We start from the raw sequence: 13,645 nt of genomic DNA, 5'->3' as shown, positions 1-13,645 counted from the left end.
GGTAAAAGAATAACTTTCCAAAAACAATCTTTGGAGTAAAATTAGTTATAAAAAATCCCCCTAATAGATATTATCCATCATAGTATCCATCATCGTAGTACCCGTCATCATAATATCCATCGTCGTAGTAACCGTCATCGTAATATCCATCGTCGTAGTAACCGTCATCGTAATACCCATCATCATAATATCCATCATCGTAGTAACCGTCATCAAAAAAACCATCGTCATCAGTGCTGCAAGAGTTTAAAAATGAGGCGGTAATGGACAGTGTAGAGGCGGCCAAAATGATTTGACCAGATTTCTTAATAAATTTTCTACGTTCCATAATTTATTGGTTTTAAGTTATAAAGTTAACAATAATTAACCTGTTATAATAAAAGAACAAGTTAAAAGTGCTATACCCTACTATTATGGCTCAATTATTTAAACCATTGAGTCTTGTCTTCAATAGGTTGTCTGGTTCCCTCACTTAATTGTTCATCAAATTTTCCCATATAAAAAAAACCGAGGCATTTTTCGCCTTGAGCAAAATCAAAAAATTCGTGTAAGTATCGAATCAAGCCCGGAGAACTCCAGTAGGCACCAATGTTCATTTCAGTACAGGTAAGCCACATATTTTGAACAGCCATGGCTGTGGCAGCTACTTCTTCCCATTCTGGTAGGGATTCTTTTGGATCACGTTGCATACAGATGGCAATAATGCAAGAAGCTTTAGTTGGGTTTTCCTTGAGTTTTTTGAAATGAAACTCTGAAAACTTTTCTGAAGTGGCTTTGTATTTTTCAGCTAAAAAATTCCCTAATTTGTTTAAGCTTTCGCCTTGCAGTACTTTAAATCTCCAGGGCTCAGTGCGTTTGTGTGTGGGTGCCCAGTTTGCAGCTTCAATAATATGTTGAATTTCTTTTTTAGTGATAGGCTCTTGATTGTATTGTACCGGGAACACGGCACGTCTATTTTTTATGGTGTTGTAGATCATATATCTTTTTTTTTAATTGCTAAAGTTATTAAAAAACCCAAGGGTGTTTCAAAAAATACCTTAATTTTAAATTTATGAATGATCATTACTTACTTTTAGCCAGTTTGGGTTTTGCTACGCTGCTGATGGCCTGGCTGCCTTCTATTTCAGATAAAATAAAAGTGAGTTCGCCAGTTATTTTATTACCCATAGGTATTTTACTTTATTTAATTGGCACCCCACTCGGCTGGACAGAATTATTGTGGAGTGATAATGCCATGATGATTTTTTCTGAGGCCATCGTCATAATCTCGTTAATGGGAGCGGGGTTAAAAATTGGTAGCAATTATAGTTTTAAAGCATGGAAGCGGCCGTTATTATTGATTGCAATAACAATGCCCTTAACGATGCTTTCAGCATATTTACTGGGGGTTTATTTTTTAACACTCAGTATTCCGGCGTCGCTTTTACTGGCAGCGGTGTTAGCTCCCACAGACCCTGTCCTGGCTTCAGATGTGCAATTAGATGATCCTGAACGGGAGGATAAATTGAAAGATAAAATAAGATTTTCACTTACTGCTGAAGCCGGCTTGAACGACGGGATGGCTTTTCCCTTTACATATCTCGCTGTAATGGTGGTCCAGGCAGGGAGCTTAGCTGCATTCAGTTTTAGCGATTGGTTTTGGGATAAATTACTCCTTAAAATTGTTATTGGTGTTGCAGTAGGTATTTTATTAGGAAGATCTATTGGCTATATCCTAACCCACTTAAAAAAATGGAAAGGAATCAAAACCTATGATGGGTTTTTGGCACTTTCTTTAACGTTTGCTGTTTATGGTTTAAGTGAATTGGTTCACGGTTATGGATTTATTGCTGTCTTTTTTACGGGATTAAGCATTCGTTATTCTGAAAATGTTAGCGGGAAGTACAAAAAGAAAATTCACGACTTTAGTCACGAGATTGAGCGGCTCTTGATAGTGGTTTGGATTATTCTCTTTGGGGGGACAATAATGAATGGGATTCTAGAGATGACTGATTGGAAAGGCATTCTCTTTAGTGTAGTGTTTGTTTTAATAATAAGGCCTCTGGCAGGAATGATCGCTTTAATAGGAATAAAGGACTCCCTAAAAAACAAATTAGCCATCAGTTTTTTAGGGATTAGGGGAGTGGGTTCAATATTTTACCTTTCATGGGCTTTTATGCAAACGGATCTTTTTAAAAATAAATATGAACTTTATTCAATAGCGGTTTATATTATTTTATTTTCAATCATCTTACATGGATTAACAGCACCATCAATTATAAGCTATTTCAGAAAAAACCCCAAGAGACATGGGTTGGATGATGTTTAAAAAGTGGGGCACTCGAAAATATTTTGGGGCACTAAAATGCATCCCAAAATCCTTAAAAACCATCCAAAACTTGCTATTAACGGAAATGACCAAAAACAAAAAAAGCTCTACGCACAAAGGCGAAAAGCTTCTTATCGTCTCAATTTAAATGACAGCTATTTCAACTTCCAATTATTGACAAGTATAAAGGCATGCCGAAGGTAATATTAAATGGAAATGTTACAGCCAAAGCCATAGGTAAATATAGGCCGGGATTGGCTTTAGGAACAGCTATTTTCATTGCAGCCGGTACAGCAATATAAGAGGCACTTGCCGCCAAAATAGAAAGCATGAATCTATCTCCCACGTCTTCTGTTACCAAAAAGCTTATCCAAGCCACCAAACATCCATTAATTAACGGAATGACTATGGCAAAAGCTGTGGTAAACCAGCCACTTTTAATAAAGTCCCCTAATTTTCTTCCACTAATTATACCCATATCTAGCAAAAAAATAGCAAGGAATCCTTTAAAAATATCTGTTGTAAAAGGAGAAATGCCTTGCGCCTGACTTTCACTTGCTAAAAGACCAATAATCAAGCTGCCTAGAATCATAACCACACTGCTATTGGCAAAAGAATGACTAACCAAGCTTTTTATTTTTGGGGAATTCTGCTCTTTTTTACTATACATTTTAATCAATATCACACCTATGACAATAGCCGGGGCTTCCATTAAAGCCATAAGAGCAACCATGTGCCCACTAAAAGATATTTGCTGTAATTCCAAAAAAGAAACTGCAGTGACAAAAGTTACAGCACTAATTGAACCATAAGCAGCTGCTATGGCACCTGAATTTTCAATACTTAATTTTCTTTTTAACAGGAAGAATGTGTAAATTGGGATAATAACTGCAGTTATTATCCCAAACAGTGCTGTCCAGACTATTTCCATAGTAAAATGGCTATGAGCTAATTCACGACCACCATTAAATCCTATCGCAAAAAGCAGGTAAAGGGAAATAAATTTTGATGAACTTTCGGGGATTTCTAAATCACTTTTTATTTGAACTGCCAGGATTCCCATAACAAAGAAAAGTAATGCCGGACTGGTTAAATTATCTATTAGTAAGTCAAGATTCATGATTTTTCTGATTTTATTTTAGTATCTATTTCTTAGAAATCGAAATGGGCTTAAAATATCACTATAATTTTGCCTACTCTTTTGATACAAAAGATATGTTTACAGATGAATGTACTTCGAGGATAAGATTCTTTTTTCTGGCTTTTTCGATTATTGAGATAATTTGCTCTTTTGTTTTTTGTAATTCTTTAATTCTTTCCCTGGATAAAGCTTCTGCTTCACCTGTACGCTCTTGCATGCTAAAGTCTTTGACAGCATGAAAATGAATCTTACTACTTATCATGTTCATAAGTATTTCTTTGGCATCATCAGAATTAAATTTTCCGTCAATTAATTTATAAGTTTCCATCGTATTTTTTGTTTAAAAATTGATGCCTCAAATTTCGGCGATAGAATATATAAACGAAAATTTATATATTTGATATAATCCATAAGATATTTAAATGAACTATACATTACATCAATTGCAGGTTTTTTTAAAAATAGCCCAAACTCAAAGCGTTACAAAGGCATCAATTGAATTGCACTTATCTCAACCGGCAGTTTCCATTCAATTAAAAAATTTACAAGAACAGTTTGAAATACCTCTTACAGAGGTAATTGGAAGAAAAATTTATATAACAGATTTTGGAAAAGAAATAGCAGAAGCGGCAGAAAATATTTTAAAAGAGGTTGAGGCTATCAACTCAATAAGATTGAATTATCAGGGACAGCTTGCGGGGCGATTGAAAATTTCTATAGTCTCTACTGGAAAATATGTAATGCCACACTTTTTATCATCTTTCATTAAGCAAAATCAGGGTGTGAATCTATCTTTGGACGTGACCAATAAATCCAGAGTTATAGAAAATCTCGAAAATAATGAAATTGATTTTGCCCTTGTTTCAGTACTTCCTGAAAACCTTCAGGTTGAAAGCATAGTATTGATGCAAAATAAGTTGTTCTTGATTGGGAGTAAAGGACAGGATTTACAAAAAGGACACCATTGCAGTGATATTCTTTGTGAAATTCCATTGATATACAGGGAACAAGGGTCAGGGACCCGACACGTTATGGAGGAATTTATGAAGCAAAATAACCTGACAGTTCTGAAAAAAATGGAACTCACGTCTAATGAAGCTGTAAAACAAGCTGTTATTGCCGGTTTAGGGTATTCTGTGATGCCCATTATAGGAATAAAAAACGAGTTAAAGAATGGAGACCTTGAAATTATACCAGTTGGAGGATTCCCTATTAAATCCAATTGGCAGATTATCTGGATTAAAGGCAAAAAATTCTCACCAGTTGCATCAGCATACTTAAATCACATAAAAAAGGAAAAAAGGAAAATAATAAAAGAAAATTTCCAATGGTTTGAAAGATATTAAATACTAATATGAAGGAATAAAACCTTCTGAAATAAATGATTGCAATTCTTTAGGGAAATCAAGATATGAAACTGAAATTAATTTACAGTTAGATTCATAAATTCTATTTATAATACATATAAATTTTTATTTATGTCAAACTTATTAAATTAGTTAGAATTAAACATTTGATTTACTGATTTTGGATAGATATATCTGAAAAAGTAAGACACTCTGGTAAATTATAGGGGACTTTTTTGCTTCCCAAAATTCTTAAAAAACATCCAAAAACTTGCTGTTTAGCAGAAATGACCACAAACAAAAAAAGCTCTACGCACAAAGGCGAAAAGCTTCTCATCGGCTCTACTACAAGCCTTTCCGCCTAATGGCGGACAACACAACTTCTTTATTCCCGCGAAGGCGGGAATCTCGTCAACAATTTGACAAGTAGTTGCGGTCTGGACGGGACTCGAACCCGCGACCCCCTGCGTGACAGGCAGGTATTCTAACCAACTGAACTACCAGACCAATATTTTGTGTTTTAAAATAAAAACGGAACGTTGTGTTTTACTCTTTTTGAATGACAGGTCACTTTCCTGATTAGCGAGGGCAAATATACGCCCTATTTTAGTTTACACAAACAATTTATTTAAAAAAATTAAATTCTTTAAGTGATCTTTTGTCTTTCAACCAAATAGGTTGTCAAAATTTTTGAGAAACCGGCATTGATGTCTGCTTCAACATATTTAATTCTATATTGAGCACATTTTAATTTCAATTCTTTAAAATAGGTATTCACGGCCTTTTCATAATTATCTTTAATGTTATCAGGATATATGTTTAAATGTGCTCCTGTTTCTACATCGACAAATCGCCTGGGCTTATTGTCATATTCAAAATGAAGTTCCTTTTCTTTATCAATTGTATGGAACAAAATAACCTCGTGCTTGTTGTATTTTAAATGCTGTAAGGCCTCAAAAAGTTTTTGTTCTTCCACATCATCCTGAAACATATCTGAAAACAAAAACACAAGCGAGCGGCGTTTCATTTTTTCAGCTATGAGATGCAGAAAGTGATAAGTTTCGGTTTTTTTATCATTGGATTTTGTGGTGACGGCTTCATTGAGTTTGTCGAGCAACATCTGATGGTGGCGTTCACTTCCTTTTTCCGGAGCATAAAACTCATACTCATTTGAATAGATACTGAGACCTACTGCGTCCCGTTGTCTTTTAAGTAAATTCATAATAGCTGCACTTGCCAGAGCAGAAAAAGCAACTTTGTTTAGCGAATTAATATTGAATTCTTTTACTTCAGGGTAGTGCATTGAAGTAGAGTTGTCCACAATAATGTGGCATCTTAGGTTGGTTTCTTCCTCATAGCGTTTCGTAAACAATTTGTCGGTTTTGGCATATAATTTCCAGTCAATATGTTTTGTGCTTTCGCCGGAATTATACACTTTATGCTCGGCAAATTCAGATGAAAAACCGTGAAAAGGACTTTTGTGCAAACCGGAAATAAACCCTTCCACCACTTGTGTAGCGAGGAGTTCCAGGTTTTTAAAACCTGTAATTTCGTTAATTTGTTTTTGTAAGTCCATTAATGATTTAACCCCTTTCAGAGTTTTGAACACTGAAAGGGCTTTTTTATTGAAATTGTTAAATTATTTTGTCAACAATACCGTAAGCGACAGACTCCTTTGCATCCATCCAGTGGTCACGATTAAAATCTTTAAGAATCTTCTCCACTTTCTGACCACAATTGTCAGCGAGAATTTTTGCACACAATTCCTTGGTTTTTAAAATTTCCTGAGCAGTGATTTCAATATCACTAGCCGGTCCTTGTGCACCTCCACTTGGTTGATGAATCATTACACGGGCGTGAGGCTGGATAAATCGTTTTCCCTTGGTTCCTGCAGAGAGCAAAATCGAGCCCATAGAGGCGGCAAAACCGGTGCATACTATCGACACGTCACTTTTTAGGGATTTCATGCAGTCATAAATTGCAAAGCCTGATGTGACATAGCCTCCCGGGCTATTGATATAAAAATGAATGTCTTTTTTTTCGATTGCATCGAGGTACATCAAACGGTCGATTACATGCTTGGCCGAATCGTCATCTACTTGTCCCCAGAGAAATACTTTTCTTTCTTCCAGTAATTTATTGTCTATGGTGTCCTGGCATTTTGTGGGTTTACTCATTTTTTAATTTTTTCTAAAAATAAAAAAAGGTTTAACAACTTGCTAAACCTTTTTATTTTATTTAGTATTTAATTTATTAAAGAAGCGAATCCAATGCTTCAGCATAAGTGGTTTTTGGTGCAACGCCTACTTGGCGACCTACCACCTCACCATTTTGGAATATTAATACAGTTGGAATGTTTCTCACACCATATTTTGCTGCAAATTCCTGATTGGCGTCAACATCAACTTTTCCTACCACGGCTTTGCCTTCATAATCTTTGCTGATTTCTTCAATGATAGGACCCACCATTCTACAGGGGCCACACCAGGCTGCCCAAAAATCTACCATCACGGGTTTATCGCTTTTAAGCACCGTTTCTTCAAACGTTGCATCTGTTATTTCTAATGCCATAATTTTTGTTTTTTAATAGAATACAAATTTAGTCAAATTATTTTCCAAAACTGATAAAATCAAATCAGATTTGATTATTTGAACATTAATTAATGTTATTATTTAATTCAGTTTGTAGAGAAAACTTTCTTTTTCAAGTGCTTCAATAAGTTCCTGAGAAATTTTAACTTTCTGCTTTCTGCTACTCAATTGTAGTTGAATATCATCTTCGGGTTCAAAAATATAAAAATCGAGGTTGTGATTCCCTTTATGATTTTTTAATAATTTTTTTAGACCTTCAATTTGTGCATCCACAATTTCATCGAGCTTCAACTGAATTGTGATTTTTTTTGAGTGGTTTTCCAAAACGTCTTGAAGTAATTGGACGGTATTGAACTGAATGCGAATATCGCTTTTTTCTCCGGTGTTTTTATTGATCCAGCCTTCTTTAACAAAAACCCTGCAGAATAAAAACCCGTTTGGAATAAGAAAGTGGCGAAACTTGAGATACTCTTCACCAAAAATTCTAAATTCAAAAGAATCGCTGTAGTCTTCTATCATAAAAGAGGCCCAGCCTTTTCCATTTTTCGAAACCCGATGCTGAACATCAGTGATTACGCCACCAAAAATGAGTTCTTTGTTAATAAATTTTTCCAATTGATAAAAGTTGGCAATTCTATTTCTGCAGAAGGTGTTCATCTCGGTTTTAAAATCGTCGAGTGGATGCCCTGAAATATAAATTCCAACCACTTCTTTTTCGAGTTTTAATTTTTTCATAGTTCCCCATTCATCACAAGGGGGAACTTCCGGCTCGGGAATTTGAACTTCGCTGGCTTCACCAAACAAACTGATTTGCGATGAATTTTCATTTTCCTGATATTTGGCAGCGTAACGAAGCACTTTTTCAAGAAAGAGAATTCCATCACCTTCATCGTGTAAATATTGTGCTCTGTGGGTGTCAAAACTGTCAAACCCACCGGCTAAAGCTAAATTTTCAAACGCTTTTTTGTTGGCCGACCTCAGATCAACGCGTTTAGCTAAATCAAAAACTGATTTATATTTTCCATCTTTTCTATTTTCGACAATTGTGGCAACGGCATTGCCGCCAACTCCTTTCACGGCACCCATTCCAAAACGAACAGCCCCCTGATCGTTAACAGTGAATTTGTAAAAAGACTCATTCACATCGGGTCCCAAAACCTGTAAACCCATACGCTTACATTCCTCCATAAACTTAGTTACTTCTTTGATGTCATTCATATTGTTGGAGAGCACTGCAGCCATATATTCAGCCGGATAATTGGCTTTTAAATAAGCTGTTTGATAGCCAATCCATGCATAACAAGTGGAATGGGACTTATTGAATGCATAGCTCGCAAAGGCTTCCCAGTCTTTCCAAATTTTCTCTAAAGTTTCAACAGGATGTCCATTGGAAGCTCCTCCTTCCAGGAATTTGGGCTTCATTTTTTCCAATACCGAAAAGATTTTTTTACCCATTGCTTTCCGTAAAACGTCGGCATCACCTTTGGTAAACCCGGCAAGTTCCTGCGATAGCAACATTACCTGTTCTTGATATACCGTGATTCCATAGGTTTCCTTCAAAAATTTTTCCATTACAGGAAGGTCATAAGTGATTTCTTCTTCACCGTTTTTCCTTCTGATAAAACTGGGTATATACTCAATAGGACCCGGACGATAAAGTGCATTCATAGCAATCAAATCTGCAAAAACAGTAGGCTTTAGGTCTTTCATATACTTCTGCATTCCGGCAGATTCATACTGAAAAGTTGCTACTGTTTCTCCACGCTGAAAGAGTTCAAAAGTTTTTTCATCATCCAGCGGAAAGGTGTCCGGGTCCAGCTCTATGTTTCGCTTTATTTTTATTAACTCAATTGCATCTTTGATTATGGTAAGGTTTTTTAAGCCTAAAAAGTCCATTTTTAAAAGTCCGGCGTTTTCTACTACTGAGTTATCAAACTGAGTGACATACAGATCAGAATCTTTTGCAGTGGCTACCGGTACATAATTTGTGATATCACCGGGAGTGATGATAACACCACAGGCATGAATTCCGGTATTTCTAACGGAACCTTCCAAAATACGCGCCTGATTTATAGTTTGTGCCTGAAGGTCATTTCCCTGAGAGATTGTGATTAATTCATTTACTTTCTCAAGGTCTTCTGCCCTGAACGCTTTGCGGAGTTCGCTTTCAGAATAACCAAAAATCTTGTGAAGTTTGGTCATCGCAGGCATCAGTTTAGCTAAACGATCTGCATCACTCAGGGGAAGGTCCAGCACCCGGGCAGTATCTCTGATAGCCGATTTTCCACCCATGGTACCATATGTGATGATTTGTGCTACCTGATTTGCTCCATATTTATCGATTACATAATCCATCACTTTACTGCGCCCTTCATCATCAAAATCGATGTCAATATCGGGCATGCTTACACGATCAGGATTTAGAAAACGCTCAAAAAGTAAGTCATATTCAATGGGGTCGATATTGGTAATCCCCAAACAATATGCTACAGCAGATCCGGCTGCAGAACCTCTTCCGGGGCCTACTGAAACTCCCATCCTGCGGGCTTCAGCTATAAAGTCCTGGACAATCAGAAAGTATCCCGGATAACCGGTATTGGCAATGACATCAAGTTCAAAATCGAGTCGCTCCTGAATTTCAGTTGTGAGATTAGAATAACGTTTTTTAGCACCTTCAAATGTGAGATGCTTTAAATAAGCGTTTTCACCCAACTTACCATCTTCATCATTCTCCTGAATAAACTCATCAGGGATATCAAACTTGGGTAGTAACACATTTCGCGCGAGGGTGTAAGTTTCGACTTTTTCAATGATTTCTTTGATATTGAAAATAGCTTCGGGAAGGTCTTTAAAGAGTGCTTTCATTTCTTCGGTACTCTTGAAATAATATTCCTGATTGGGCAATCCATATCGATAGCCTCTTCCACGGCCAATGGGTGTACCTTGTTTTTCCCCGTCTTTTACACAGAGTAAAATATCATGTGCGTTGGCGTCTTCCTGATTGATATAGTAGGTGTTGTTGGTGGCCACAACTTTAACATTGTGCTTTTTGGCAAGATCAATAAGCACAGGGTTCACCCGGTTTTCATCTTCCTGATTGTGGCGCATCAGTTCAATGTATAAATCTTCACCAAACTGTTTTTTCCACCATAACAAAGCTTCCTCAGCCTGGTTTTCACCAACGTTGAGTATTTTACCGGGCACCTCACCATAAAGACTTCCGGTAAGCACAATGAGGTCTTCTTTATATTTTTCTACAATTTCTTTGTCAATCCGGGGGACATAATAAAATCCCTCTGTATAGGAAAGAGAAGCCATTTTTGCCAGATTGTGATAGCCTTTTTTGTTTTTAGCAAGAAAAACAATCTGATAGCCGTGGTCTTTGGTGTTTTTATTTAAACGGTCTTCACAAACAAAAAACTCGCAACCAACGATGGGTTTAATGGTTTGGGGTTCTTCCTGATTTTCTTCTGCTTCTTTTGTAACTCTGGCATTGTGGTTGGCTACTGCCTGCACAAAGTGAAAGGCCCCCATCATGTTTCCGGTATCAGAGATGGCAAGTGCCGGCATGTTGTTTTCTGCTGCTGCTTTAACCAAATCCTGGGTACTGGAAGTGGATTGCAGAATTGAAAACTGAGAGTGATTGTGTAAATGAGCAAAAGGAACTTCTTTTAAATCGGCTACATTTTGCTTAATATCTTCATGAGAAACATCTGTATCAGTTATTTTCTCAAGTTCTTTCCTTATTTTTTCTGAAGCCTTCTTAAGATTGATGTGTTTTAAACCAATGAGCTCAATAGGTTTGGGATTTGCTTTAGAAAATTTTTCAAAATAATCGGGTTGTACATCAAGCTCTTTGACAGAAAACTCCTCTCTTCTTACCAGTTCCAGGAAACATCGGGTAGTTGCTTCAACATCTGCTGTAGCGTTGTGTGCTTCTGAAAAAGGTTCTTTAAACAGATACTCGTGTAATTCGGTTAAAGTGGGTAGTTTAAATTTTCCTCCGCGCCCACCGGGTATTTGACAGAGTTGTGCAGTGCGTTCTGTACAGGTATCCAAGACCGGAAGCTCAATGAGTTTGTTTGGGATGCTTTTTCGGTAAAACTCAGCGCCCATAATGTTGATGTCAAACCCTACATTTTGCCCCACAATAAAATTGGCTTTGGTCAAAGCTTCATTAAAAAGGGATAGCATTTCATTTAACGGGATTCCTTCCTTTTGTGCCAATTCTGTAGAGATGCCGTGAATTTTTTCTGCATCAAAAGGAATGTTAAATCCATCGGGTTGAATTAAATAGTCCTGACTTTCGACAAGATTCCCCATCGCATCGTGCAATTGCCATGCGATTTGGATACAACGCGGCCAGTTATCTGTATCAGTGATTGGGGCGTTGAAGTTTTTTGGCAATCCCGTGGTTTCGGTATCAAAAATCAGGTACATACAACATTTTTTATAGAAAATAATAAGGTTTAAAAATACGAATTCTTCCCCCTGAAATAAAAGTTTAGTTATTAACAATGGAGTTTTTTTATAAAAAAAGCGCGTTAAATTTAAGTTTAACACGCTCTTAAAAATATGTTGAAAACATTAGTAGTTTACGCTAAAAGTGCCTTCTGTAATTTGAATGTTTTCAGGATCTCCTGTTTGAAATGAAAAAGTACCTGCGATGAGATTAAATTCTGTATCGTGTGCAGAGATGGTTATTTCACCTGATTCTGTGGCCAATTGAGCTCCATCCAGTGTATAAGTTGCTGTGATTGCCTCATTATCAACAGGGTAATTTCCGGTATTGATATCGCTTGGCACCTGAAGAGTAATTGCATCATTTTGGTTAGCACCTCTTATCACAATAGTATTGCCTTCAGTAACAGCAGTAATAATTGAGGGATTAAAGTTGTTGTCATCTACAAGGGCATTGAGCTCCATCGGTTGGTCATCATCATCATCAATGGGCGCATCAAGAATTGGCACTTTGTAGAAATGACCTTGCTGAGCATTAAGAGTGTCAAGACCAAACCGGTAAGCATTGAATTTAAATGTTCCTGAAAAAGTATTGTCAGCAGAGTTTTCTATAACAACTTCACCATTTCCAAAAGGTCTGGTTGTGTAAATTGAGCCCAAAAAGTCTTCAAATACGGCTCTGTTTGTACCATTACCGCCAAGTGTGTACACTCCTTCTGATGAGCCACTGAGCGTAATAGTTAGTTTTTCAAGATCGGTCATTCCCTGAATCACAAGGGATCCATCAGGACTTAGCTGAGCTCTTACATCGGTGGATTTGTAAAATTCATCATTTAAACTGGCTTGAAGCGCAGGACTGTTTGTTTGAACATCTTCACAGCCAATCAGGGCAACAGCTGCAAGTAAAAATAGCATAATGGTTCTCATAAATTTAATGTAAAAGGTGTTTCTTTATAAAACGAAAGAATTTCAGTTTCCTTATATAATTTTACAAACCTAATGAAAAAAAGCATTTATTTAAACTTTTCAATCTTAATTTGCTCTTTTTTAAATCGTAAATATAAAATTTATAGTATCTTTGCGCCCTCAATTATAACCGAGGTCGAGAACCTCAAAAATTAATTTAAATATGCCTGTAAAAATTAGATTACAAAGACACGGTAAAAAAGGAAAACCTTTTTACTGGATTGTGGCTGCTGACGCCCGTTCACCTAGAGATGGTAAGTATCTTGAAAAATTAGGAACTTACAATCCAAACATCAACCCTGCAGAGATTAACCTTGACATTGACGGTTCTGTAAAATGGCTTCAAAATGGAGCTCAACCTACAGACACTGCCAGAGCAATTTTATCTTACAAAGGTGTTATGATGAAAAAACACTTGTTGGGAGGTGTTGCTAAAGGCGCTTTAACTCAAGAGCAAGCTGAAGAGAAATTTCAGGCTTGGTTAGAGGAAAAAGCAGGAAGAGTTTCTGCTAAAAAAGAAGGACTTTCTAAAGCTGAAGCAAAAGCAAAAGCAGATGCACTTGCCGCTGAAAAAGCTGTAAATGAAAAACGTATGGCTGCTGCCGCTGAGGCTGAAGCCGAAGCAACTGCTGAAGAGGCAACAGAAGAAGCTACTGAGGAAACTCAGGAAGCTACTCCTGAAGCTGAAACTAAAGCTGAAGAAACTCCTGCAACTGAGGAAACTACTCCAAAAACTGAGGAAGCTTCTGCAGAAGAGGCTCCAAAAGCAGAGGTAGCTCCTAAAACTGAAGAGGCTCCTGCAAAAGAAGAAGCAGAAGAAGAGAAAAAAGA

Annotated in this window: 11 protein-coding genes, 1 tRNA gene and 1 pseudogene; 3 read left to right on the top strand and 10 right to left on the bottom strand. The window is 36.9% G+C overall.

Going from position 1 to position 13,645, the window contains the following annotated elements; genetic code table 11:
* Nucleotides 1-70: 70 nt before the first annotated feature.
* Complete coding sequence (locus IEV69_RS06655) at nt 71-328, bottom strand: hypothetical protein (protein WP_188440742.1); 258 nt, start codon at nt 326-328, stop codon at nt 71-73.
* A 94-nt stretch (nt 329-422) separates the two neighbouring features.
* Entirely contained in the window at nt 423-977 is a 555-nt protein-coding gene (locus IEV69_RS06650; protein WP_188440740.1) for a nitroreductase family protein, read from the bottom strand.
* 74 nt (nt 978-1,051) lie between these two features.
* Between IEV69_RS06650 and IEV69_RS06645 the strand changes: the two genes are divergently transcribed.
* Entirely contained in the window at nt 1,052-2,308 is a 1,257-nt protein-coding gene (locus IEV69_RS06645) for a cation:proton antiporter (protein WP_188440738.1), read from the top strand.
* A 160-nt stretch (nt 2,309-2,468) separates the two neighbouring features.
* Here IEV69_RS06645 and IEV69_RS06640 read toward each other — a convergent pair whose 3' ends face one another.
* Entirely contained in the window at nt 2,469-3,428 is a 960-nt protein-coding gene (locus IEV69_RS06640; protein WP_188440736.1) for a sodium-dependent bicarbonate transport family permease, read from the bottom strand.
* A gap of 73 nt (nt 3,429-3,501) precedes the next feature.
* The gene (locus tag IEV69_RS06635) at nt 3,502-3,777 is read right to left on the bottom strand and encodes a hypothetical protein (RefSeq protein WP_188440734.1); all 276 of its coding nucleotides are present in this window, start codon (nt 3,775-3,777) and stop codon (nt 3,502-3,504) included.
* A gap of 94 nt (nt 3,778-3,871) precedes the next feature.
* Between IEV69_RS06635 and IEV69_RS06630 the strand changes: the two genes are divergently transcribed.
* On the top strand, nt 3,872-4,795 hold the full coding sequence (locus IEV69_RS06630) for a LysR family transcriptional regulator (RefSeq protein WP_188440733.1): 924 nt from the start codon (nt 3,872-3,874) through the stop codon (nt 4,793-4,795).
* A gap of 433 nt (nt 4,796-5,228) precedes the next feature.
* Here IEV69_RS06630 and IEV69_RS06625 read toward each other — a convergent pair.
* The 6 genes from IEV69_RS06625 to IEV69_RS06600 all read right to left on the bottom strand — a co-directional run bounded on the left by IEV69_RS06625 (nt 5,229) and on the right by IEV69_RS06600 (nt 12,763).
* A tRNA-Asp gene (locus tag IEV69_RS06625) sits at nt 5,229-5,302 on the bottom strand.
* A 139-nt stretch (nt 5,303-5,441) separates the two neighbouring features.
* Nucleotides 5,442-6,371, bottom strand: coding sequence for a DUF58 domain-containing protein (locus tag IEV69_RS06620; protein ID WP_188440731.1), 930 nt, complete (start codon nt 6,369-6,371; stop codon nt 5,442-5,444).
* Between the two features lie 58 nt (nt 6,372-6,429).
* Nucleotides 6,430-6,972 carry a ClpP family protease gene (locus IEV69_RS06615; protein WP_188440729.1) on the bottom strand — a complete coding sequence of 181 codons (543 nt, stop codon included), beginning with the start codon at nt 6,970-6,972 and terminating at the stop codon, nt 6,430-6,432.
* Nucleotides 6,973-7,048: 76 nt separating this feature from the next.
* Nucleotides 7,049-7,366: a thioredoxin gene (gene trxA, locus IEV69_RS06610; RefSeq protein ID WP_188440727.1), complete on the bottom strand. Its 318-nt coding sequence runs from the start codon at nt 7,364-7,366 to the stop codon at nt 7,049-7,051.
* Between the two features lie 102 nt (nt 7,367-7,468).
* The gene (gene dnaE, locus IEV69_RS06605) at nt 7,469-11,827 is read right to left on the bottom strand and encodes a DNA polymerase III subunit alpha (RefSeq protein WP_188440725.1); all 4,359 of its coding nucleotides are present in this window, start codon (nt 11,825-11,827) and stop codon (nt 7,469-7,471) included.
* A gap of 147 nt (nt 11,828-11,974) precedes the next feature.
* Nucleotides 11,975-12,763, bottom strand: coding sequence for a DUF6252 domain-containing protein (locus tag IEV69_RS06600; protein ID WP_229741376.1), 789 nt, complete (start codon nt 12,761-12,763; stop codon nt 11,975-11,977).
* 214 nt (nt 12,764-12,977) lie between these two features.
* On the opposite strand from IEV69_RS06600, the pseudogene IEV69_RS06595 reads away from it, so the two are divergent.
* Nucleotides 12,978-13,553: pseudogene (locus IEV69_RS06595) on the top strand (30S ribosomal protein S16); the annotation flags it as partial.
* Nucleotides 13,554-13,645 lie beyond the last annotated feature (92 nt).

It is taken from the genome of Planktosalinus lacus (assembly GCF_014640155.1).
GTDB classification, from domain to species: domain Bacteria; phylum Bacteroidota; class Bacteroidia; order Flavobacteriales; family Flavobacteriaceae; genus Planktosalinus; species Planktosalinus lacus.
Note: the sequence above shows the minus strand (reverse complement) of the source record. Positions and strands in the feature narration are given on the sequence as shown.